The sequence below is a fragment of the Actinoplanes subtropicus genome (assembly GCF_000721705.1).
Lineage (GTDB): Bacteria > Actinomycetota > Actinomycetes > Mycobacteriales > Micromonosporaceae > Actinoplanes > Actinoplanes subtropicus.
The window spans coordinates 36173-56949 of record NZ_JOJL01000019.1; the positions used below are offsets into that span (position 1 = coordinate 36173).

A 20777-nucleotide genomic window follows, 5' to 3' on the forward strand; every position below is an offset into this window, starting at 1 on the left:
AACGAGCCCCGGCGGGCCGAGAGCGGGTGATCATGCGTACGAACTGGCTGTCCCGCCGAGGCGTTCGGCGGATCGCGATGGGCGGTCTCGCCGTCGGCCTCGCCGCCCTCGCCGCGATCACCATCGGCGGCACGTTGAGCACCCGGCGGGCCACCGATCAGGTGCGCGCGTCGAACCGGGTCAGCAGCGCCTGGGAGAGCGTCTTCGTGCAGGTCAGCACGGAGGACGAGGCGCTGCACGCGTACCTGGCGACGGGCGCCGAATTCGACCGGCTGGGGCTGCGCGCGGCGATCGGCGCGGCCCAGGAACGGCTCACCTGGATCGCCCGGACCGGCGGCAGCGACGCCGCCTTCCAGGTCGCCCAGATCCAGCACTACTACCAGCAGTACGAGACCACGCTGCGCGCCGTCGTCACCGCGGGCCAGCAGGGCCGCCAGGCCGACGTCGAGGCCAACATCCAGCCCGCCGCCCTGGAGTTCGCCCAGCTGCGGCGGATGTCGGTGGCGAGCGTCGAGCGCGAGCGCCGCGAGCTCGAGGCGTATCTGGCGGTCGTGGACCGGCGGAACCGGGCGCTCCAGTCGCTCGCGGCCGGGGTGTTCGCCCTCGACCTGATGACCTTCGTGCTCTCCAGCGCCATCCTGATCGCCTACCAGCGCCGGGTCGAGCGCCAGGCCGAGACCAATCACCACCAGGCGATGCACGACTCGCTGACCGGGATGGCCAACCGCGCGCTCTTCCGCGACCGGGCCGAGCAGGCGCTGCATCTCGCGGCCCGGACCCGGCAACCGGTCGGCATCGTGGGGCTCGACCTCAACGGCTTCAAACAGGTCAACGACACGCTCGGCCACCACATCGGCGACCTGCTGCTCAAGCACGTCTCGGAACGGCTGACCGATTGCGTACGCGAAACCGACACCGTCGCGCGCCTCGGCGGCGACGAGTTCGCGATCCTGCTGCCGAACGTGACCTCGGTCGGCAACGCGACCGAGGTGGCCCGGCGCATCCTGGACGCGATCCGGGAGCCGATCGAGCTCGACGGGAAGCCGGTGTCGGTGGGCGCCAGCATCGGGGTGTCGGTCTTCCCCGAACACGGCACCGAGCTGGACGCCCTGCTCCAGAAGGCCGACAACGCCATGTACCAGGCCAAACGCGGCAAACTCGGCGTCTGCGTCGTCGACCCGCCCAGTCCCGCGCTCGCCTCGTGACGGTGTCGGTCAGGCGCCGCCGGCGGTGACGATCGCGTCGGTGAGGAAGCCGGCCAGGAGGCCGAGCAGCAGGCCCCAGGTTGTGATCTCCTTGACGCCCATCTTGCGGCCGACGGCGAGCAGTTCGATCACCACGTACAGGATCGAGCCGGCCGCCAGGGCCAGGAAGGCGATCGAGACCGTCTCGTTGGTGAAGCGCTGCCCGACCAGCGTGCCGAGGAAGGTGGGGCCGCCGCCGATCAGGCCGAGCGTGGTCAGGTAGCCCCAGGACGGGCGGTCCCCGGCGGCGGCCAGCGGGGCCACGATGCCGAAGCCCTCGGTCGCGTTGTGCAGGCCGAAGCCGACGATCAGCAGCACCGCCAGCGCGATCTCGCCGGAGGCGGCGGAGTTGCCGATGGCGAGCCCCTCGGCGAAGTTGTGCAGCCCGATCCCGGTCGCGATCATCAGGGCCAGCTGGCCGGCCGGGCTGCGCCAGCCCGTCGCCTGGGGCGCCAGGGTCACCTGTGCCGCGGCCCGGTCGCCGCCACCGGCCGGCACCGCGACCGGCTCCGGCGCCGGGACCGCGACCGGCCGGGCGGCGCCGCCGCGCCGGGCCACCCAGCGGTCGAAGTAGACCAGGCCGAGCAGCCCGGCGCCGAGCCCGGTGGCCAGGACGACGCCGTTACCGACGGCGGAGCCGTAGTGGTGCTCGCCGAGCGCGCCGTCGATCGGCTCCCAGGCGTGCGCCAGCACGTCCCACAGCAGGAACACCAGGATGCCGACCGCGGTCGCGTTGAGCATCGCCCGCAGTCGCGGCGCCGGGTTCCGCAGCCGCCCGATGGGCAGGCCGAGGAAGATGGTGAAGCCGGCGATGGCGCCCAGCAGGGCGATCTTGGTGGCGGACATGGGGCGCTCCCGACGCGAGGTCTACAGGCAAGGGGAGGCTAACCTAAGGCTCGGCACTCCTACAAGTCGTAGGCCGGCGGGTGTAACCCTGGGACGTATCTGTTCCCGGGGGTGAAGCCGTGGCGATTCCACGACGGAAGGCGGAGGCCGCCGAGCGTACGGAGCGGGCCTTGCGGGCCGTTCCGGCCGACGCCTACGCCTCCTGGGAGCACATCTACAACGACAACGTGGCTCGGCTCTACCGGCTGATGTTCGCGAAGGTCGGCAACCGGGCCGACGCCGAGGACCTGACGGCCGAGGTGTTCCTGGCCGCGGTGCCCCGGGTTCGCCAGGCGGCGAGCGTCGGCGAGGTCCGCGCCTACCTGCTGGCCGTCGCCCGTACCGTGCTGGCCGACCACTGGCGCCGTACGCTCGGGCATCAGATCACGACGATCGATCCGGGGGAGTTCGAGCAGATTCCCGAGCCGCCGGCGGTCCCGAGCACCGGTGCGGCGGCCGGGCGGGTGGCCCGGCTGCTCGAGGCGCTGCCCGAGCGGTACCGGCGGATCCTGCAACTGCGCTTCCTGGAGAACGCGACCATCCGCGAGACCGCGACGTCGATGCAGATCACCATCGCCAACGCCAAGGTCCTGCAGTTCCGCGCGCTGCGACAGGCGGCCGCGATACTGGACGGCGAAGGAGGGGTGGACCGTTGATGCGCGAGTTCAGCCGCTATGTCGACCGTCTGATCCGGCGTCGGCGGCCCCAGCCGTTCGTGATGACGGCGGAGGAGGCGGAGGCCGTCCGGGCCGCCATCGCGATCCGCGCGGCGACCTCGGACGAGCAGGAACCCCGCCCGGAGTTCATCGCCGGCCTGCGCGAGCGTGTCGCCGGCAGCGCCGAGACGTTCGACCCGCCGCGGGTCACCGCGCCGCGCGGCCGGCGCACGTTTCTGATCGGCACGTCCGCGGCGGCCGCGGCGGCGGCCGTCGCCGTGGCCGCCGACCGCACTCTCGGCGGCGGCCCGGAGCGGCCCGCCGTCTCGACCGCCCTGGACCCGGCGGACGGTGGTTCGTGGCACCGGGTGCTGGCGAGCAGCGACCTGCCGGGCGACGGCGTGGTCGGCTTCGAGACCGATGTCGTCTCCGGATTCGTGATGCGTATCTCGGGCGTGCTGTCGGCCCGGTCCGGCACGTGCACGCATCAGGGCTGCCGACTCGGGTTGAACGCGCCGGAGAAAAGGCTCGCCTGCCCGTGCCACCGCACCTCTTTCGCGTACGACGGAACGGTCATCCGGTCGCAATTGCCGAATCCGCCCGCCCCGTTGCCCTCCTTCCACGTGCGCGAGGTCGACGGCGAGATCCAGATCTTGCTTCCGCGGGAGTGACCCGGTCAGCCGCCGACGTGGCGGAGGACGGCCAGCACCCGGCGGTTGTCGTTGTCCGAGGCCGGCAGCCCGAGCTTCGCGAAGATGTTCGCCACGTGCTTCTCCACGACCCCGGGCGTGATGACCAGGGCCGCGGCGATCCCGGCGTTGGACCGCCCCTCGGCCATCAGCGCGAGCACCTCCCGCTCCCGGGGAGTCAGCGACGCCAGCCCGGTCGTGTCCCGCCCGGCCCGCATCAGGTGGCCAACCACCTCCGGGTCCAGCGCGGTGCCGCCGTTCGCCACCCGGGTCAGCGCGTCCACGAAGTCGGCGACGTCGGCGACCCGGTCCTTGAGCAGGTAGCCGACGCCGGACGGCCGGTCGGCGAGCAGCCGGGTGGCGTAGCGGGTCTCCACATGCTGCGAGAACACCAGCACGCCGACGCCGGGATGGTCGCGGCGGATGTCGATCGCGGCGCGCAGCCCCTCGTCGGTGTGCGTCGGCGGCATCCGGATGTCGACGATGGCCACGTCCGGCACGGTGGCGGCGATCGCGGACCGCAACGCCTCCGCGTCGGCGACCGCCGCGCACACCTCGAAACCGCGGTCGGTCAGCAGCCGGACCAGCCCCTCGCGCATCATCGCGGCGTCCTCCGCGATCACCACCCGCATGCCGTCGCCTCCGTTCACACGTGTGTGGGCAGCTCGATCTCGACCCGGGTCGGACCGCCGGCCGGGCTTCGCACCCGCATCCGGCCGTCCACCACGCCGATCCGGCCGGCCAGACCGGAGAGGCCGGCGCCGTGCGGGTCCGCCCCGCCGACGCCATCGTCCTCGACGGACAGCAGCAGGCCCGCGCCGGATCGGACGACCGCGAGCTCGATCCGCGTCGCCCGGCTGTGTTTGGCCGCGTTCGCGAGCAGTTCGGCGGCGCAGAAGTACGCGATGGTCTCGATCGCCGGCGCCGGCCGGTCGGGCAGCTCCACGGTCACCGCGACCGGGATGGCGCTGCTCGTCCCGAGCGTCGCCAGCGCGTCGCCGAGTCCGTTGTCCAGCACCGGGGGGTGGATCCCGCGTACCAGATCGCGCAGTTCGGCCAGGGCGTCCTTCGCGCCGCGGTGGGCGAGCGCGACCAGTTCGCGGGCCTGCGCGAGGTCCGGTGGCGGGCCGTCGGCGCCCAGCTTCTCGGTCGCCATGCCGAGGTTCATCGCGAGCGTGGCCAGCCGGACCTGGGCGCCGTCGTGCAGGTCCCGTTCCAGCCGGCGCATCATCGCGGCCGCGTCGTCGATCGCGCGGGCCCGGCTGGCCTGCAGTTCGCGGACCCGCTCGGCGAGCCGGCGCGGACCGAGCAGCCGGCGCATCGCGGCCAGGTCCAGCGTCGTGCCGGCCCGCATCAGCCACGGCGCGACCAGCAGCATGGCGAGGCCGGCCGCGGCGATGAGGAACGTTCCGGCGAACGTCCGGGTAGCGATGGTGCCGAACGGGGTGAGCGCCCGCACCGGCCCGAGGACGGTGCCCGGCGGGTGGTTGCGGAACAGCGGCCACCACACCGGGTAGCTGAGGTTGACCAGGCCGAACACGTAGCAGAACGCGCCGTAGCCCTCGGGGACGGCCAGCGGCACCTTGAGTAGGGCATACCCCACGGCGCGCCAGCCCGGCCGGTCGGCGGCCGCCACCTGCTCGCCGAGCAGCCGGTCCGCGAGCGCCCGCTGCGCCGCCCCCAGCGCGCGCCCGAGCGGGACGGCCAGCACGACCAGGAGCACGATGGTGAGCGGGAACAGAACCAGGAAGACCGGTGCGACAACCGGGGCGGGGCGGCTGGAGAACGCGCCGGTCCCCCAGAGGATGAGGACGCCGGAAGCCGGCACGATCGCCGGCACGGCCAGGACCGCGACCGCCGTGACCACGCCGGCGACGCAGAACACCGCCCGGCGCAGGGCCGGCGTGGTGAACGGGGCGCGCAGCGCGGTCATCGGCTCATTGTCACCGGTCATGCGTCGCGATGCCGGAGTAGCACACTGCCGCACAGGAGCGCCACCGCCGCGTACCCGCACATCAGCGACGCGCTGACCCAGCCCGCGAACAGCCCGGGCACCGGCGAGGTCACCGCGATCGAATTCAAGAGCATCAGCAGCGGTACGAAGCGGCCGACGGCTATCCCGCTTTCGCCGAACAGCCCGGCCACGATCATCGGCACGAACATCAGCCCGAACAGCGTGCCGATCGCGGCCCCCGAGTGCCGCAGGACCGTCCCGATGCCGACCCCGATCAGTGCGGTGGCACCCAGATAGACGCCGGTCAGCAGGACCGCGCGCAGGATCGCCGGATCGCCGAGCGAGGCGGCCGGGATGGCGGTGCCGCGGATCGCGAGCTGCCCGCCCAGGTAGCCGGCGAAGCTCGCGGCCAGGCCGACGGTGAGCGCCGCCGCGCCGCAGACGGCGGCCTTCGCGGCCAGCACGGCCCGGCGCCGCGGGACGGCGGCGAACGTCGAGCGGATCATCCCGCTGCCGTACTCGCCGGTGACGATCAGGACGCCCAGCCCGCCGAGAAGCAGTTGGGCGAGGATCGCGCCGCCGAGGCTGTCGTCGAGGATCTGGGCGGCGGTGGCGACCGGGGTGTGCGATCGGTACCCGAGCCCCACCCCGACCCCGGCCGCGGCCATCGAAACCACCGCCGCGACCGCCAGCCACCAGGTCGACCGGACGCTGCGCAGCTTGATCCACTCCATCCGGACCACGTTCTTCATGACGCTCCCACTCCGCGGTAGTCGGTGGTTTCCGAGGTGAGCCGGAAGAACGCGTCCTCCAGGCTGTCCCCGCCGGCGGCGAGTTCGGTGACCGTCGTCTCGGCCAGCAACCGGCCGCGGCCGATGACCACCAGCCGGTCGGCGGTCAGCGCCATCTCGGCGATCAGGTGGCTGGAGACGAACACCGTCCGGCCCTCGGCGGCGAGCGCCCGCAGCAGGTCCCGGATCCAGCGGATGCCCTCCGGGTCCAGCCCGTTGACCGGCTCGTCCAGCAGCAGCACGCCCGGGTCGCCGAGCAGGGCCACCGCGACGCCGAGCCGCTGGCGCATGCCGAGCGAGTACGTGCCGGCGCGCCGGTTCGCCGCCCCGGACAGGCCGACGACGCGCAACACCTGTTCGACCCGGGATCCCGGGAGGTCATTGCTTGCGGCGAGCGCGGTCAGGTGCGCCCGGGCGCTGCGGCCGGGATGGAACGCCCCCGCGTCGAGCAGCGCGCCGACCGACGTCAGCGGCCGGGTCAGCTCCGCGTACCGGACGCCGCCGATCAGTGCCTCGCCATGGTCCGGGGCGTCCAGGCCGAGGATCATCCGCATCGTCGTCGACTTGCCGGACCCGTTCGGGCCGAGGAAGCCGGTCACCGCCCCCGGCCGGACCCGGAAGCTGAGCCCGTCGACGGCCACCCGGCCGCCGTAGCGTTTGGTCAGTTCACGTAGTTCGATCACACGATCGACGCTAGGCAGCGCGGTCCGTGGCCAGAAGCCGGTAACCAGCCGACTCCGCCTGGGGGTTTCCACCCCTCGGTCACGGCTTGTCAAATGCTGTCGAGGCCCTCAGCAAGACTATGAAACAGATCCCCATCGAGCTTTGAGCGTGACTTAGGCGCGTCAGGGCGGCCGGCTGGGCGGTACCGTTCGTCCATGGCCGTGCCGGAAGAGATCGCGCGCAGCAAGTACGTCAGCCTGACCACGTACCGCAAGGACGGCACCGCCGTGATGACCCCGGTCTGGCAGGCGACGATCGACGGGCTGATGTACATCGTGTCCGACGCCGACGCCGGGAAGGTCAAGCGCATCCGCCGCGACGGCCGGGTCCGGGTCACGGTCTGCGACCTCCGCGGCCGCATCGCTGAGGGCGCCCCGACCGCGGAGGGCACCGCCCAGGTCCTCGACGACGCCGGCACCCGGACGGCCCGGGCGATCGTGGCCCGCAAATACCTGCTCTCCCGGGTCGGCAACTGGCTGGCGAAGACCTTCCACCTGCGGAAGGCTCCGGTCATCGGCATCACCGTCACGATCTGACCCGCGCATGTCCGGCCTTCCGGGCGTATGGTGAGCTGAGTCACAGGTCTGGCCGTCGATGACGCCGGAGGGCCGCCATGGAGTTACGAGCTCGTCTATTTGTGTTCCGGGCCGATCTGTTGCTGCGCGCGGCGAACCGGCGGCGCCGGCGGCAGCTGGGCGCGGAGCTCGCGGCGTATGTCAGCCATGCCGAACTGAACGACCTGCATGCCCTGCTCGACACGTATTCGGACGGGCAGACCCACGAGATCCGAGAGATCCTCGACCGGCAGCAGGCGGGTCGGCTGTGGACGGCGCGGCTGCGCGGCTGACCACCAACGGCGGCCCGGCATCATGGGAGTCATGTCCGGCTTCGCCCCCGTCCCGCTGCCCGTCTGCGAGCCGGATTTCCGGGCGGAGGCGCTCGGGGCCCAGATCGAGGCGTGGATCTCCGCGGAGCCGATCCGAGCGCTCGTCGACCGGTTCGGCGGCACCCTGCCTTCGGCCGGCCTCGGCGCGCTGCTGACCTGGCTGGACGACTTCTCCCGGGAGCACTGGGACTATCGCCGGAGGAAGGGCGGGGCCGAGCGTGACCAGGTCGAGGCGCCGCGGTTCGACGCGCCGACCGCCCGGCTGGTCCACGACGCCGCCACCGCGCTGCAGCTGGTCGACGCGCGACCGCCGGCCCATCGGTCGTACGACCACCTGCTCGTTCTCGGCGGCCTGGCCCGGTCCTGCCTGCAGCGCGCCGAATACGCGGCGCGGCTGATCGACCGGGGCCGGGTCGCCGTCCCCGAACTGGCCGCGCTCGGCAGCTTCCGGCCGCTGGGCCGGGCCGAGCAGGAGGTGCCCGGCCTCGCCGGCTGCGACTACGAGGTGGACGCGATGGACGCCGGCCTGCGCGCCGCCTTCCACCTCGACGGGCCCCCGACGATCGAGGCGTCGGACGGCCCGGTCGGCCACAGCTCCTGGTCGGTACGCACCTACCGGCACCCGGCCGGTGTCGACGTGCACGTGCTCGCCGCGCCGTCGAGCGAGCCGGCCGAGCGCCGGGCCCACACCGCGGACACGTACGAGTTCTGGGCGCGGCGGACCGACCTGCGCGCCACCGACCGGATCCTGGTGGTCACCTCCCCGATCTACGTGCCGTTCCAGCACGCCGACGCTGTGCGCATGCTCGCCCTGCGGTACGGCTGCGGGATCGACACGGTCGGCTTCGACCCGGGCCGGGCGAGCGTGCCCCTCGCGCCGGGCGCCACCAACCCCGACCGCTATCTGCAGGAGATCCGTTCCGGGATCCGCTCGATGATGAATCTGCACCGGGCCTGGGTCACAGGAGGTTGACAGGAAGCGCTGACTACGGTGGCGGCCATGCGTTTCCACCGATCCGGACGCCGTACGCTAGTAGTGGCATTTCCCCTGGTGGCGGCTATATTGATCGCGGCGGGGTGCAGCAGTCACAGCGCACCGCACGCAGCGTCCGTGGTGCGGGCGAGCGCCTCCGCCGCACCCTCGGAAGGCGTAACTCCCGTTCCGGTTTTCGACGGCAAGCGCCTGCCGGCCTTCGGGCCGCCGCCGGCGGCCGAGCCGATCACCGCGCCGACCGGGGCGCTGGCCCCGATGTATCACCGGCTCGCGGTGCGCCAGCGGGTCGCCTTCCTGACCATGGATGACGGCCAGGTCCAGTTGCCCACGGCCGGCCCGCTGATGGCGGCCGCGCACATCCCGTTCACGATGTTCCTGATCGGCCCGGTCGCCGCGAAGAACCCGCCGTTCTTCCAGCGGCTGGCGAGCGAGGGCGGCGTGATCGAGGACCACACGCTCACCCACCCGAGCATGCGCGGCTTGCCGTATGCGACCCAGCGCCACGAGATCTGCGGCGCCCGCGACCTGCTGCACGCCACGTTCCACATCACGCCCCGGTTCTTCCGTCCGCCGTACGGCAATTACGACGACAACACCCTGCGGGCGGTCCACGACTGCGGTCTGCAGGCCGCCTTCGACTGGACCGAGACGGTCAACAACGGCAAGGTCTACTACCAGACCGCGGTCCACCGCATCGAGCCCGGCGACATCATCCTGATGCACTTCCGGCCGGCCTTCGTCAGCGACGTCACCGCCGCCCTGACCGCCATCCACCAGTCCGGCCTGACCCCGGCCCTGCTGGAGAACTACGTCAACTGAAATCGGCCGGATCAGCGGCCGTTGTTCCGGTCGGTTCCGGCGGCAGCCAGAAGCCGCAGCAGCCGTCGTGCCTCCGCGCGGCGGCTCGGTTTTCGTGACCACAGGCTGACCGCCGCCGCGCCCGTGTAGACCAGCGATTTCGTCGCGGGCCAGACCAGCAGCGCCACGCCTAGCAGGGTGGGGTCGAAGTGTTCCATCGCCGGGGTTCTCCTCAATGAGTTCCGATACTCCTTGAGCGTGAACCGAGGCCGGGCGTTCCCGCCCGCGCGCTGACTTAACACCGACGCACCTTTACAATTTTCGTTGCGAAATGGATTGTCGTGATCCAATTCCGCTTCCCACCCCCGGCGAGCCGCCAAGGTCGACGGGACCGGAATTTTCGGAGGTTGTTCCGCCATCGTGGACCGTGGGATCCTGAGCATCTGACATAACTTGACGACACTCTGCGCGGTTCGGAGCGTGCTGCGTGGCCATCGCACTCCCGGGTCGGGATCGGCTTCCCCCGGGGCCGAATCGTGACTTCGTCGAGGCGATGCATCTGCTCTACGACCTTGCCGGGCGGCCCGCCGCCCGCGCGATCAGTCGGGCGATCTTCAAGCAGTCCATGCTGGAATCGGTCTCGCACGAGACGGTGAGCGCCGTGCTCCGTGGCGACAAGATTCCGACTTGGGGCAAGGTGCAGTCCATCGTCACGGTGCTCGCCGTGATGGCGGTCTCCGAGCAGAATCTCGCGACCCTGCTTCGGGACACTCACCGGCTCTGGATCAGGACCAGGCCGGCTCAGCGGCCCGAACCAGCGGTTCCGGCTCCGGAACCGGCTCCGGAACCGGAGGCCGTGCCGCCGCCTTTGCCGCCCGCTCCCGGGCTCGATGCCGACCGCGTGGCCGGTCCGGCCGAGCAGCCGATCGTCGGCAGCCTGCCGGAGCGCAACTCGCACTTCACCGGGCGGGAGATCCTGCTGGACACGATGCGCCAGCATCATCAGAACCATCCGCACGCGCCGCTGGTGCTCTACGGCCTCGGCGGGGTCGGCAAGACCCAACTGGCCCGGGAGTACGTGCACCGTTTCGCCGATCAGTACTCCGTGGTGTGGTGGGTGCCCTCCGACCGGCCCGAACAGGCCCGGGCCTCGCTCGTCAGTCTCGCCGAGCGGCTCGGCCTGCCCTTGCGCCACAACTCCGAGCAGACGATCGCCGGTGTGCTCGGCCGGCTGGAGTCTCAGCAGGTCAACTATCTGCTCGTCTTCGACGGCGCGGAGGGCGACGACATCCGCGGCTTCCTGCCGTCCGTCGGTGGCAACGTCATCGTGACCAGCCGCGATCCCGCCTGGTCCCACGGCAGCGGCAACATGGGTCTCGAGGTGCCCGACTTCGATCTGGCCGAAGCCATTCAGTTCCTGCGCAAGCGGGACGGCCAGATGACCGGTCACCAGGCGGGCGAGGTGACTCAGCGGCTCGGGCGGCTGCCGCTCGCTCTCGAGGGTTTCGCCGCGCTGCGGCTGGCCACCGAACAGTCCTGGGACGACCTGCTGGCGGGGCTGGACGATCCGGAGCCGCAACTGCTCTCCAGCGCGGACGCGGAGCCCGCCCACTACCCGTACACCGTGGCGGCCGCCCTGCAGATCGCCCTGGACCGGTTGGACACCGCGAACCCGGCGGCCGTGCTGGTGTTCGAGCTCTTCGCCTGGTTCGGGTCCGAGCCGGTGTCGATCCCGCTGCTCCGGCGCGGCGCGGCCGGTGACGTCTCGCCCCGGCTACGACGGACCCTGAGCAATCCGATCGAGCTGCGGCGGGCCGTGCAGGACATCAACAAGTTCGGCCTGGGCCGGCTGCACACCGAGGACCAGCGGATCGAGGTCCAGCCGCTGATGCGCCTTGCCCTGCGCGACGCGCTCTCGGGCGAGGATCAGGAGCGGGCCCGTCAGAACGTGCAGGAGATTCTGACCGCGGCCGACCAGGGCTGGCCGGACGACCTCGGGCTCTGGGACATGCACCGCGCGATGGCGCCGCACGTTCTGCCCGCGGATCTCATCCACGCGCACAAGATGCCGGCCTTGGTCGCGGTCCACCACCAGATCCGGTACCGCTACCTGATCGGTGACTACGACGACGCCCGGCGGCTCGGCGAGGCGGCGGTGCAGGCGTGGCGCGGGTCCGACCTGCTCGGCCCCGATCATGGCCTGGTCCTGCTCGCCACCCGGGAATGGGCGAACGCGTTGCGCGCGCTCGGCCGATACCGTCAAGCCCGGGAGTTGACAGCCGATGCCATGCAGCGGCTCCGGGCCAATCCGCAGTACGGCGAGGACCATCCGTACGCCCTGGACATGGCCCGTAGCCACGCGGCCGACCTGCGGATCGCCGGTGAGTACCAGCAGGCGCTCGCGGTCGACCAGGCGAGCTGGCAGCGGCACGTGCTCCGATACGGAGCGGAACACGACCGGACGATCGCGAGCCGGCACAACCTCGCCGTCTCCCTCCGGCTGCTCGGCGACTTCGCCGCGGCGGAGGAGGTGGACCGGCAGGAGGTGAATCATCACCGGCGTTTCCGGGGCGAGGGCGACCGCCTCACCCTGCTGTCGGTCAACGCCCTGGCTGAGGATCTCTACGGTCTCGGCCGGTACCGGGACGTCATCGAGGTGCAGACACGCTCGCTGGAGATCGGGCAGCGCCTGTTGCGGCCCGGCGACCACGGGATCCTGCACGCCCGCCGCACCATTGCGCTGGCCCGGCGCAGGATGGGCGCGGTCGACGTCGCGGCCGAGCTCCTGCGCGAGACGTACGACGAGTTGGTCGCCTCGTTCGGCGCCGATCACGAATACACCCTCGCGACCGTCATGAGCTATGCGAACGCGTTGCGGGACCGGCGGCGGCCCGGCGAGGCCTACGCGTACGCGGTCGACGCGGTCACCGCGTACGAGCATGCCTTCGGTTCGTCGAATCCGCTGACCCTGGCCGCTCAGGTCAACCTGGCCGTCGTCCTGCGGGCGCGCGGCGAGCGATACCAGGCCCGGCGGGCCGACGAGGCGGCCTACCGGGGTCTTTCGGCCGGGGTGGGTGAGCGTCACCCGTTCACGATCGTCGCCATGATCAACTTAGCGACCGACATGGCCCTCGCCGACGAGCGGGACGCCGCGCTCACGCTTTCCGAGCGAGCCTGGTCGATCGCGAAGGAGGTGCGCGGAATTTATCACTCGGACACGCTGGCGGCGGCGGCCAACTTGACGATCGATCGCCGCAGCCCGGGTGCCTCGGCGCCCACGCTCGACGAGGTCCTGGCGGATCTCCGTCGTACGCTGGGGCGCGACCATTCCATGGTGGCCGATGTGGCCGCCGGGATTCGGATCGAATGCGATATCGAGCCGCCGTCCACCTGACGCGGTGCTGACAAGAATTGACAAACCTGATCTGACAACTCTTGACAACGGCGATCGGCGGCAGGTCGCTAAATTTCCCACGGGAGGTCTACCATGTGCAATGGACATTCTGCGCATTTGGTAAAATTCGGACAGTAAAACGCCGCGTGTACGCTGCCGTTCCGCGGTGCGGAAAGCGTGGCGGGAAGGATATTCCGTGAACGCCGTTTCCGTGCCCGATGAGGCCGCCGAGCCACAACCGATCCCGCTGATCGACGTCTCGAACATCCCTCTCGACCTGATAAATGCGGCCTCCGGCGTCCTGGCCCGGTCACTCCGTCAAGTCATCGCCAGCATCGACGATCCGCACGGTGTGATCTCGGCGTTCCAGTCCGTCACCCCAGACGTATGACCGTTGACCCGGTGCGTACCGCCCAGCGTGCGGCCGCGCCTTGGCCGTACGTCACGCTGGACGTCGCCGCCCTCCGCGCGAGCGGGTGGCGGCCCACCCCCCTGCGAGAGGTGGTCCTGAAGGTTCACCAACGCTGCAATCTCGCCTGCGACTACTGCTATGTGTACGAGCTGGCCGACCAGAGTTGGCGAGGGCGACCGGCCGCCATGTCGGCGGAGACATGGCGAGCGGCTCTCGACCGGCTTGCCGACCACGTCCGTGTACATGATCTGCGGAGCGTCCGGGTGGTTCTGCACGGCGGCGAACCTCTGCTGTACGGCCGCGGCCGGCTGGCGGAACTGGCGACCGCCGTGCGTGCGTCGCTACCGGGGACCTGCAAGGTCGAAATGGGCATGCAGACCAACGGCGTACGGCTCGACCCGGCGATGATCGAGCTGCTCCGCCGGCACGATATCCGGGTCGGCGTGAGCCTGGACGGCGTCGAGGCCGACCACGACCGGCATCGGCGTACGCGCAACGGGCGAGGCAGCTTCGCGGCCGTCGCCGCGGCTCTGGAGCTCCTGCGTCGGCCGGAGAACCGGCCGGTCTTCGGCGGCATTCTCTGCACCGTCGCCCCGGACACCGATCCGGTCGCCGGCTACGAGCAACTTCTCAAGTTCGAGCCGCCGGCCATCGATTTCCTCCTGCCGCACGCGAATTGGGACGAGCCACCCGGCCGGCCGGGCGCCGGCGAGACGCCGTACGCCGACTGGCTCATCGCGATCTTCGACCACTGGTACACCGCCGGTCCCGAACCGCCGGTGCGGATCCGGCTGTTCGAGGACATCATGCGGCTCGTGTTCGGCGGCGACAGCGGAAGCGAACAGGTGGGCCTCAGCCCGTCCGGGGTGGTCGTGGTCGAGTCGGATGGCGCGTTCGAACAGGTCGACGCACTCAAGTCGGCGTACGAGGGCGCCTGCGCCACCGGCCTGGACGTGCGGCACGACGACCTCGACGCGGTGCTGGCCGACCCGGGAATGATCGCCCGGCAGATCGGGCTGCGCGCGCTCTCTCCGGACTGTTTGGACTGTCCGCTGCATCGCGTGTGCGGGGGCGGCCACTACGCCCATCGGTACCGCCGGGGCGAAGGCTTCCGCAACCCGTCCGTCTACTGTGCCGACCTCGCCAAGCTCATCAACCACGTGTACGGCCGCCTAGCTGACGACGTCCGGCAGCTGGTGTCCTCCTCGGGAGCGCCATGACCAGGTATCACAGCCTTTCACCGGAGACCTTCACCGCGCTGGCCTCGGGCGCCGGCGGCCCGGAGGCCATCGATCGGCTCACGGAGGCCCAGGTCAGTAAGCATCTCCTGCTGATCGGCCATCTGCTCGACAACTGGCCGGACGACCTGCCCGGGCGCGCGGAGGTCACCGCGACCCTGGAACGGGTGCGGTGGGCCGCGCCGGATCGATTCCGCGAGGTCATCGGCGCGCCGCTGGTCGGATCCTGGACCGGCATCGCGACCCGGGCGATCGAGCACGGCAGCGCCGCGCCGGTCGACTTCCAGCATCTCGGCGCGCTCGCGGTGACGGCCTGCGCATCGGCGGGCATCGACGGGTCGGCCGACGCGCCGGTGTACCACGGCGCGATCGTCCTTCCCGGCCGGGGAGCCCTGGAGGTGCCGGAAGCCGCCCGGGCGGAGGCGTTCGTCGAGGGCGGACACCTTCGCGTACGGGTGTGGACGCCGGACGGCGAGGAAACCCTCGATCTGGCCGGCGAAGGCTGGCATCCGGTGCGGGCGCTGCGAGCCGAAGCGGGCGGGCTGGCGATCACCCTGGGGCTGGACGACGTGCACCCGTACCGGCACGGGCATCATGCGCCCCCGGCGAACCGGCTGCCCGACGCGGAGGTGGCGCTCTGGCAGGAGGCGTTCGCCCGCGCCTGGAGCCTGCTCGCCGAGCTGGTGCCGGCCCGGGCCGGGGAACTCGCGGCCGGCTTGCGCACCCTGGTCCCGCTCGTGCAGGAGGATGCGCGCACCGCCCGGAGCGCGACGATCAGGCACGCCTTCGGCGTCTTCGGCCTCACGCTCCCGCCGTCGCCCGAGGAGTTCGCGGTAACGATGGTGCACGAGTTCCAGCACTCCAAGCTGAGTGCGTTGCTGGACCTCATCCCGCTGACCGACCCGCGCCACGAGCGCCGGTATTTCGCGCCGTGGCGCCTCGACCCGCGCCCGCTCCCCGGCCTGTTGCAGGGTGTCTACGCCTTCGTGGGCGTGGCGGACACGTGGCGGGCCCTCCGCCGCGCGCCGGGGATGGCGGAGCTCGCCGAGCGTCGCTTCGTGGAATCACGGCTTCAGGTGGACCGCGGCCTCCGCTCGATCGAGGAGTCGGGTGCGGTGACGCCCGCCGGAGCCCGGCTGATCGCCGAGTTGCGCAAGACCACCGACGAGATGCTCGCCGAAGTGGCTCCCGCGGACCTGGTGCGTACGGCCGAGGACGACCTGCACCGCGTCCACGAAGCCTGGCGGGAGCGCAATCGGGCGACGGCGTCCGCCTGACCCGGCCGTTCTTACGTCGGGGGCGGCTCGATGTCGCCCTCCAGCCGGTAGCCCTGCTCGGCCAGCACGACCTCGGGGTGACCGCTGCCGAGCGCGCGGCGCAGGCTGGCCAGTGACTCCTGGAAGAGCGCCTCGGCGGCCTCGGCCGAGCCCGTCGCTCGCAGGTCGTGGGAGAGGTTGATGGCCCGCATGACCACGTACGGGTGCTCGGCGCCGTCCCGTGCGTCGGCCGCGCCGCGGTCCGCTTCCCGGCTCAGATCGAGCATCGCCTGGGACAGTTGCAGCGCCTCCTGGTGCCGACCCGCCCGGGCGTGATCGGTGGCGAGCGAGACTCCGGCGCAGATCGTGTAGGGGTGGTCCGGGGCGAGCACCCGGCCCAGCTGATCGAAGCAGTCGGCGTCGAGAGTCTGCGCCACCTCGACATCGCCGACGGAACGCCGGGCGATGGCCTCGTTGACCTGCGCGACGAGGCTCAGCGGGTGGGTCGGGCCGAAGTTCGCGCGGTAGCGGCGCAGCGCGTCGGCGATGTGCCGGAGCGCCTCCTCCACCTCGCCGACCTCGCGCAGCACGTTCGCGTAGCTCATCGTCGCCGCCACCGCGAACTCGTGGTCGGGGGTGAACCGCTTCTCCGTACGGTCGCGGATCTCCCGCATGACCTCGGCCGCCTCGGCCAGCCGACCGACCTTGCGCAGGATGATGGCGTACGTCCGGCCGGCGAGCAGGACCTGGCTGTGCCCGGGCCCGGAGCGGTCCTGAAGCACACCCCGCCACGCCTCCAGCCGTTCCAGCCCGGCGCCGTACGCACCCAGCCCGTACTCGCTGCGGGCCAGATTCATGTAGGCGTACAGGGCCCGCGGGTCGGAGGCGTCGACATCCGCCCAGTGCGCGGCGATCTGCCGGTCCAGGGCCTGGGCCTCGAGGAACCGGCCGAGCATCCGGTAGTCGACGGCGAGGTTGGCCTCGGCGCGCAGCGTGTACGTCTCGCCCGGCCCGAAGACCTCCCGATGCAGCTCGACGTTCTCCCGGTCGAACTCGAACGCCTCCTGATAGCGGCCCGCGATCCGCAGGTCCAGGCCGACCTGGTTGCCGGTGATCAGCGTGAATTCGTGCCGTGGGCCGAGCAGCGGATTGGCCGGGAAGCGGCGGTACGTGTCGGCCATGACGGCGGCGGCCGTCTGGCTGTCGCCCAGGGTACGCGTGGCGTTGGCGAGCTGGGCCTTGGCCATCAACGTCTGCTCGCCGTCCGGGCCGAGCTGGGGGTCGCCCGGCACGTCGGCCCACGCCTTGGCCGCCTGATCGGCGAGATAGCGGCTGTTCTCGTAGTCACCGCTGAGGTAGAGGTAGCGGGAGTGGTCCAGAACCGCCTGCCGCGACGCGTACGTCTGCGAGTGAATCATGTCGGCCGGCTCGATGTGCGGGCCCATGTCGCGTTGTCGTTCCCACTCGCCGTGCTCGTCCGGGTCGCCGGGGTTGGCGGCGGCGAGGAGGTTCTGCACGTTGCGGAGAGTCTCCTCGCGCTGCTCGGGGCTGAGCGTGTCCCGCAGGACGCGCTGCACCAGGCGGTGCACCTGGATGCGCTGCAACGGGTCGACCTTGGCGAGGCCGTACCGGCTCAGATCGCGGACGGTACGGTTCATCGGGATCGACGCGCCGAGGATGGTACGCAGCGGCTCGGTGACCGCGGCCTTGCTGCCGTGCCGCAGCAGCGAGAGCGGGATCGGCTCACCGCCGAGATAGGCGAACAGCGCGAACAACTGCGCCGTCGCCTCGGCCGCGTCCCGCAACTTTTCCACCGCCAGGCCGACGAACGCGGCGACGGTCAGCGGGTAGTTGGCCGGTTTGCCCTCGTCGAGCAGTTCCTTGGTGTGGCTGTCGAGCAGATCGATGTACTCCCGGACCGGCATGGCCGTGGCGAGATACCAGGCGACCGCTTGTTCCAGCGCGAGGGGGAGATCGCCGAGCCGCTCGGCCAGCTCGTCCGCCTCCAGCGCGGAGATGCGCGGATTGCCATGCACGTCCCGGCTGCGGTTGGCGAGCAGCTCGATGCTCTCCTCGCGCTTGAAGACGTCGACCTCGATGGCGACGCCGACCTTGCTCCACTCCTGGATGCGGGTGGTCACGATGACGTGGCCACCGGTGGAGGGCACCAGTTGCTGCAGGCTCGACGGATCGTCGGCGTTGTCGTAGACGAGCAGCCAGGCGAGATCGCTCCCGGCCAGGGCGTCGAGCACGGCCCGGGCGGTTTCCTGCCGGTCCTCCGCGGAGGGCAGGCCCAGCCGGTCGGCGAGTTGAGCGAGGGAGTTGAGCACGGTGGCCGTCTGCTCCGCCGGGATCCACCAGACCAGGTCGTACTGGTCGAGGTGGCGATAGACGAACTCGATGACCAGCTGGGTCTTGCCGACACCGCCGAGGCCCTGCAGGGTCTGCGGCAGCACGGACGTCGTGGAACTGGTCCGCAGCGCCTCCGCCAGGCGGTCGAGCAGGGCCACGCGACCGGTGAAGTTGCGGTTGCGGATCGGCACGCCGCTCCAGATCAGGCCCGGCTCGTCGGCTCGTCGCCCGCGCGTGCGGGTGTCGCCGCTCAGGACCGGCCCCGGCCGCTGGGACGGCCGGGTGCTCTCGGCCGTGATGCCACTGGCGACGATGGCGAGCCACTCCCGCAGATCGGCCTCCACCGGGCCGGTCTCGATGTCGGCCAGACGATCCACAAAGGCCAGCAGCGGCGGAACGCCCGACTCGGACAGGGGTAGCCGCTCCATGACGCGGATGGCCGCCGGTATGTCGCGCCAGATCTGCAGCGTGCGCAGCTCCGGAACGTCGCCGATGACGGTGACCGCGTCGGCGATGTCCACGATCGAGATCTGGGTCAGGCTGTCCCGCAGCCGATCGCGGTCGGGCTGGGCCAGCAGGAACGGGCCGACGACATCGTTGGCCAGCTCCATGAAGCGGGACGAGGCCTCACCCGGGTGGTGCTGGTGCACTATCCGGGCCAGGGTGCGCAGGCCGCCCGAGACGGCCACCGCGGCGGCGACGGTGGTGGACAGGTCGTCCTGCACGGCGTCGTGTCGCGGTGGATCGAAGGGGCGCTTCAGCGCGCTGCGCAGTTCCTGCACCCGGGCGTCCCGTGCGGCGCGGTCGGCCAAGCCGGGGACCTGGAGCAGAGAATCGATCAAACCGTCGAGTTGGCTTTGGCTAAAACGCGCTTCTGACACGGGTATCCACTCCGACGCGCCGCAGATCCTCGGAAGGAAAGGATATCCAAGTACGGTACGGCGTGGAATCGCCGGAATCACTGAATGGTGCGCGGCGCGCCGTCGCACGCGAATTGGTGCGACGCGAATATCGATCTCCCGGGGTCGTTGCGGCACCGTGCCTCGGAATCATTCACCTACCGAACTGGATACCACCACCCGGCGATCGGGCTCGCGGGTGACCGATTGTCGGCTGCGGAGGAAACCCCATCCGACCAGGGCGGCGGCCAGCACGGTGAGGGTGAGCCCGGCGATCGTGACCGCGTGCTCGAACTGCGCGGTCTGTGCGGCACTCCAGTCCGGGGTGGCGATGCTGCCGGTGAAGACCGCCGCGAGGACGGTGCCGGTGATCGCGATGCCGGCGCCGGAGGTGACCTCGGTGGCCGTGTCGGTGAGCGCCGCCCCGATCGTGGTCCGGTCGGCGGGCAGGCCGCGGAGCACGTTCGTGCCGGCGACCACGCCGACCACCCGGATCCCGGCGGCCACGATGACCAGGGCGAGGGCCACCCAGACGTACCCGAAATCGCTCAGCAGGGCGTAGACGGCGAGCCCGGCCACCACCGTCGCGGCGCTCAGCCACGCGGCCCGCTCGAGGCCGACCCGCTTGACGAACGGGTTGAGCAGCGCGCCGCCGGCGACCAGGACGATCACCTGCGGCAGCAGGCCGATGGCGGCGAGCGCGGGCGACCAGCCCCAGTCGAGCTGCAGTTGCAGGGTCACCAGGTAGCCCAGGCCGGCGGTGGCCAGCCCGGCTGCGGCCTTGAACGCCAGGCCGCTGGCGACCAGCGGATGCGCTACCAGCTCGAGGTCGAGCAGCGGGTGCCGCGCCGAGCGCTCGCGCAGGACGAAGAGGCCGCCCGACGCGACGGCCGCGGCGGTGACCGCCCACGGGAGCCACGAGCCGGCGCCCTCGTTGACGAACAGCGTCGGCGCGACCAGCGCGAGCACGATCGTCGCCGTGCCGAGCAGCGCGCCGGCCAGGTCGAGCGGGTCGCGGTGCAGGCCGGCCGGGTCGTCGGCGGCGATGCCGAACCGGATGCCGAGGAAGGCCAGCCCGGCGATCGGCACGTTCACCAGCAGCAGGACCTGCCAGGGCGCGACCGCGAGCACGAAGCCGCCGGCGGTTGGGCCGATCGCCAGCCCGACCAGGCCCACCGTCGAGATGATGTTGATCGCCCGGACGCGCAGCCCGTCGTCCTCGAAGAGCCGGAAGGCCAGCGCCATCGAGCCGGGTGTGGTCATCGCCGCCGCCACGCCCATCGCCACCCGGACCGCGATCAGCTGCTCGGCGGTCGTCACGAAGGCGGTCGCGAGGCTGGCCACGCCGAGCAGGGCGAGCCCGACCAGCATGACCCGGCGGCGGCCGAACCGGTCGGCGACCGCGCCGAAGGCAAGCATCAGGCCACCGAACACCACCGCGTACGCGCCGGTCACCCACTGCAGGGCGGTGGTCGAGGCGGGCAGCTCGCGGCCGATCGTCGGCAACGCGACGTTCAGGATCGAGTTGTCCAGCATCTCGAAGAGAAAGACGGCGGACAGCCCCGCCAGGGCGACCCAGGCATCCCGCAGCGACCGCATGGCAGAC

Annotated in this window: 19 protein-coding genes; 11 read left to right on the top strand and 8 right to left on the bottom strand. The window is 71.4% G+C overall.

What is annotated here, in order from left to right; genetic code table 11:
• The first annotated feature begins 32 nt into the window (after positions 1-32).
• On the top strand, positions 33-1205 hold the full coding sequence (locus tag IH26_RS56075; protein ID WP_157437373.1) for a GGDEF domain-containing protein: 1173 nt from the start codon (positions 33-35) through the stop codon (positions 1203-1205).
• Positions 1206-1214: 9 nt separating this feature from the next.
• On the opposite strand, the gene IH26_RS0124785 is transcribed toward IH26_RS56075, so the two are convergent.
• The gene (locus tag IH26_RS0124785) at positions 1215-2090 is read right to left on the bottom strand and encodes a ZIP family metal transporter (protein WP_030438625.1); all 876 of its coding nucleotides are present in this window, start codon (positions 2088-2090) and stop codon (positions 1215-1217) included.
• Positions 2091-2209: 119 nt separating this feature from the next.
• Here IH26_RS0124785 and IH26_RS0124790 point away from each other — a divergent pair, with 119 nt between their 5' ends.
• Positions 2210-2785 (top strand): RNA polymerase sigma factor, encoded by a 576-nt coding sequence (locus tag IH26_RS0124790; protein ID WP_030438626.1) that lies wholly within the window; start codon positions 2210-2212, stop codon positions 2783-2785.
• Positions 2785-3456: a QcrA and Rieske domain-containing protein gene (locus IH26_RS0124795; RefSeq protein ID WP_030438627.1), complete on the top strand. Its 672-nt coding sequence runs from the start codon at positions 2785-2787 to the stop codon at positions 3454-3456. Before IH26_RS0124790 ends, IH26_RS0124795 begins: the two co-directional genes overlap by 1 nt.
• A 5-nt stretch (positions 3457-3461) precedes the next feature.
• Here IH26_RS0124795 and IH26_RS0124800 read toward each other — a convergent pair whose 3' ends face one another.
• The 4 genes from IH26_RS0124800 to IH26_RS0124815 are packed head-to-tail and all read right to left on the bottom strand — an operon-like array spanning position 3462 to position 6902.
• Positions 3462-4106, bottom strand: a complete 645-nt coding sequence (locus tag IH26_RS0124800; RefSeq protein WP_030438628.1) for a response regulator transcription factor — start codon at positions 4104-4106, stop codon at positions 3462-3464.
• A gap of 14 nt (positions 4107-4120) precedes the next feature.
• On the bottom strand, positions 4121-5407 hold the full coding sequence (locus IH26_RS0124805; protein ID WP_030438629.1) for a sensor histidine kinase: 1287 nt from the start codon (positions 5405-5407) through the stop codon (positions 4121-4123).
• 17 nt (positions 5408-5424) lie between these two features.
• Positions 5425-6180 (bottom strand): ABC transporter permease subunit, encoded by a 756-nt coding sequence (locus tag IH26_RS0124810; RefSeq protein WP_030438630.1) that lies wholly within the window; start codon positions 6178-6180, stop codon positions 5425-5427.
• Complete coding sequence (locus IH26_RS0124815) at positions 6177-6902, bottom strand: ABC transporter ATP-binding protein (RefSeq protein WP_030438631.1); 726 nt, start codon at positions 6900-6902, stop codon at positions 6177-6179. Before IH26_RS0124815 ends, IH26_RS0124810 begins: the two co-directional genes overlap by 4 nt.
• A 195-nt stretch (positions 6903-7097) precedes the next feature.
• On the opposite strand from IH26_RS0124815, the gene IH26_RS0124820 reads away from it, so the two are divergent.
• From IH26_RS0124820 to IH26_RS0124835, 4 genes are all read left to right on the top strand, one after another.
• Positions 7098-7478: a PPOX class F420-dependent oxidoreductase gene (locus tag IH26_RS0124820; protein WP_030438632.1), complete on the top strand. Its 381-nt coding sequence runs from the start codon at positions 7098-7100 to the stop codon at positions 7476-7478.
• A 77-nt stretch (positions 7479-7555) separates the two neighbouring features.
• Positions 7556-7789, top strand: a complete 234-nt coding sequence (locus IH26_RS0124825) for a hypothetical protein (RefSeq protein ID WP_157437374.1) — start codon at positions 7556-7558, stop codon at positions 7787-7789.
• A gap of 31 nt (positions 7790-7820) precedes the next feature.
• Positions 7821-8801 (top strand): hypothetical protein, encoded by a 981-nt coding sequence (locus tag IH26_RS0124830; protein ID WP_051808477.1) that lies wholly within the window; start codon positions 7821-7823, stop codon positions 8799-8801.
• Between the two features lie 138 nt (positions 8802-8939).
• Entirely contained in the window at positions 8940-9641 is a 702-nt protein-coding gene (locus IH26_RS0124835; RefSeq protein ID WP_245665485.1) for a polysaccharide deacetylase family protein, read from the top strand.
• Between the two features lie 11 nt (positions 9642-9652).
• On the opposite strand, the gene IH26_RS0124840 is transcribed toward IH26_RS0124835, so the two are convergent.
• Entirely contained in the window at positions 9653-9808 is a 156-nt protein-coding gene (locus IH26_RS0124840; RefSeq protein ID WP_157437375.1) for a hypothetical protein, read from the bottom strand.
• A gap of 299 nt (positions 9809-10107) precedes the next feature.
• Between IH26_RS0124840 and fxsT (IH26_RS53945) the strand changes: the two genes are divergently transcribed.
• The 4 genes from fxsT (IH26_RS53945) to IH26_RS0124860 all read left to right on the top strand — a co-directional run bounded on the left by fxsT (IH26_RS53945) (position 10108) and on the right by IH26_RS0124860 (position 15941).
• Positions 10108-13014 carry an FxSxx-COOH system tetratricopeptide repeat protein gene (gene fxsT / locus IH26_RS53945; protein WP_157437376.1) on the top strand — a complete coding sequence of 969 codons (2907 nt, stop codon included), beginning with the start codon at positions 10108-10110 and terminating at the stop codon, positions 13012-13014.
• 196 nt (positions 13015-13210) lie between these two features.
• Positions 13211-13405, top strand: a complete 195-nt coding sequence (locus tag IH26_RS0124850; RefSeq protein ID WP_030438637.1) for a hypothetical protein — start codon at positions 13211-13213, stop codon at positions 13403-13405.
• Positions 13402-14646, top strand: a complete 1245-nt coding sequence (locus tag IH26_RS0124855) for an FxsB family cyclophane-forming radical SAM/SPASM peptide maturase (protein ID WP_051808478.1) — start codon at positions 13402-13404, stop codon at positions 14644-14646. Before IH26_RS0124850 ends, IH26_RS0124855 begins: the two co-directional genes overlap by 4 nt.
• Positions 14643-15941, top strand: coding sequence for an HEXXH motif domain-containing protein (locus IH26_RS0124860; protein ID WP_030438639.1), 1299 nt, complete (start codon positions 14643-14645; stop codon positions 15939-15941). Before IH26_RS0124855 ends, IH26_RS0124860 begins: the two co-directional genes overlap by 4 nt.
• An 11-nt stretch (positions 15942-15952) precedes the next feature.
• On the opposite strand, the gene fxsT (IH26_RS0124865) is transcribed toward IH26_RS0124860, so the two are convergent.
• Both fxsT (IH26_RS0124865) and IH26_RS0124870 read right to left on the bottom strand, forming a co-directional pair.
• Positions 15953-19114, bottom strand: coding sequence for an FxSxx-COOH system tetratricopeptide repeat protein (gene fxsT, locus IH26_RS0124865; RefSeq protein WP_157437377.1), 3162 nt, complete (start codon positions 19112-19114; stop codon positions 15953-15955).
• A 207-nt stretch (positions 19115-19321) separates the two neighbouring features.
• Positions 19322-20770, bottom strand: coding sequence for an MFS transporter (locus IH26_RS0124870; protein WP_051808479.1), 1449 nt, complete (start codon positions 20768-20770; stop codon positions 19322-19324).
• Between the last annotated feature and the right edge of the window lie 7 nt (positions 20771-20777).

Excerpts from the sequence above, each read along its gene's own strand:
- IH26_RS56075 (WP_157437373.1), top strand. The coding sequence starts at position 33 with ATGCGTACGAACTGGCTGTCCCGCCGAGGCGTTCGGCGGATCGCGATG.
- IH26_RS0124860 (WP_030438639.1), top strand. The coding sequence starts at position 14,643 with ATGACCAGGTATCACAGCCTTTCACCGGAGACCTTCACCGCGCTGGCC.
- IH26_RS0124800 (WP_030438628.1), bottom strand. The coding sequence starts at position 4,106 with ATGCGGGTGGTGATCGCGGAGGACGCCGCGATGATGCGCGAGGGGCTG.
- IH26_RS0124830 (WP_051808477.1), top strand. The coding sequence starts at position 7,821 with ATGTCCGGCTTCGCCCCCGTCCCGCTGCCCGTCTGCGAGCCGGATTTC.
- IH26_RS0124855 (WP_051808478.1), top strand. The coding sequence starts at position 13,402 with ATGACCGTTGACCCGGTGCGTACCGCCCAGCGTGCGGCCGCGCCTTGG.
- IH26_RS0124825 (WP_157437374.1), top strand. The coding sequence starts at position 7,556 with ATGGAGTTACGAGCTCGTCTATTTGTGTTCCGGGCCGATCTGTTGCTG.
- IH26_RS0124785 (WP_030438625.1), bottom strand. The coding sequence starts at position 2,090 with ATGTCCGCCACCAAGATCGCCCTGCTGGGCGCCATCGCCGGCTTCACC.
- IH26_RS0124810 (WP_030438630.1), bottom strand. The coding sequence starts at position 6,180 with ATGAAGAACGTGGTCCGGATGGAGTGGATCAAGCTGCGCAGCGTCCGG.
- IH26_RS0124805 (WP_030438629.1), bottom strand. The coding sequence starts at position 5,407 with ATGACCGCGCTGCGCGCCCCGTTCACCACGCCGGCCCTGCGCCGGGCG.
- IH26_RS0124870 (WP_051808479.1), bottom strand. The coding sequence starts at position 20,770 with ATGCGGTCGCTGCGGGATGCCTGGGTCGCCCTGGCGGGGCTGTCCGCC.
- IH26_RS0124820 (WP_030438632.1), top strand. The coding sequence starts at position 7,098 with ATGGCCGTGCCGGAAGAGATCGCGCGCAGCAAGTACGTCAGCCTGACC.
- IH26_RS0124795 (WP_030438627.1), top strand. The coding sequence starts at position 2,785 with ATGCGCGAGTTCAGCCGCTATGTCGACCGTCTGATCCGGCGTCGGCGG.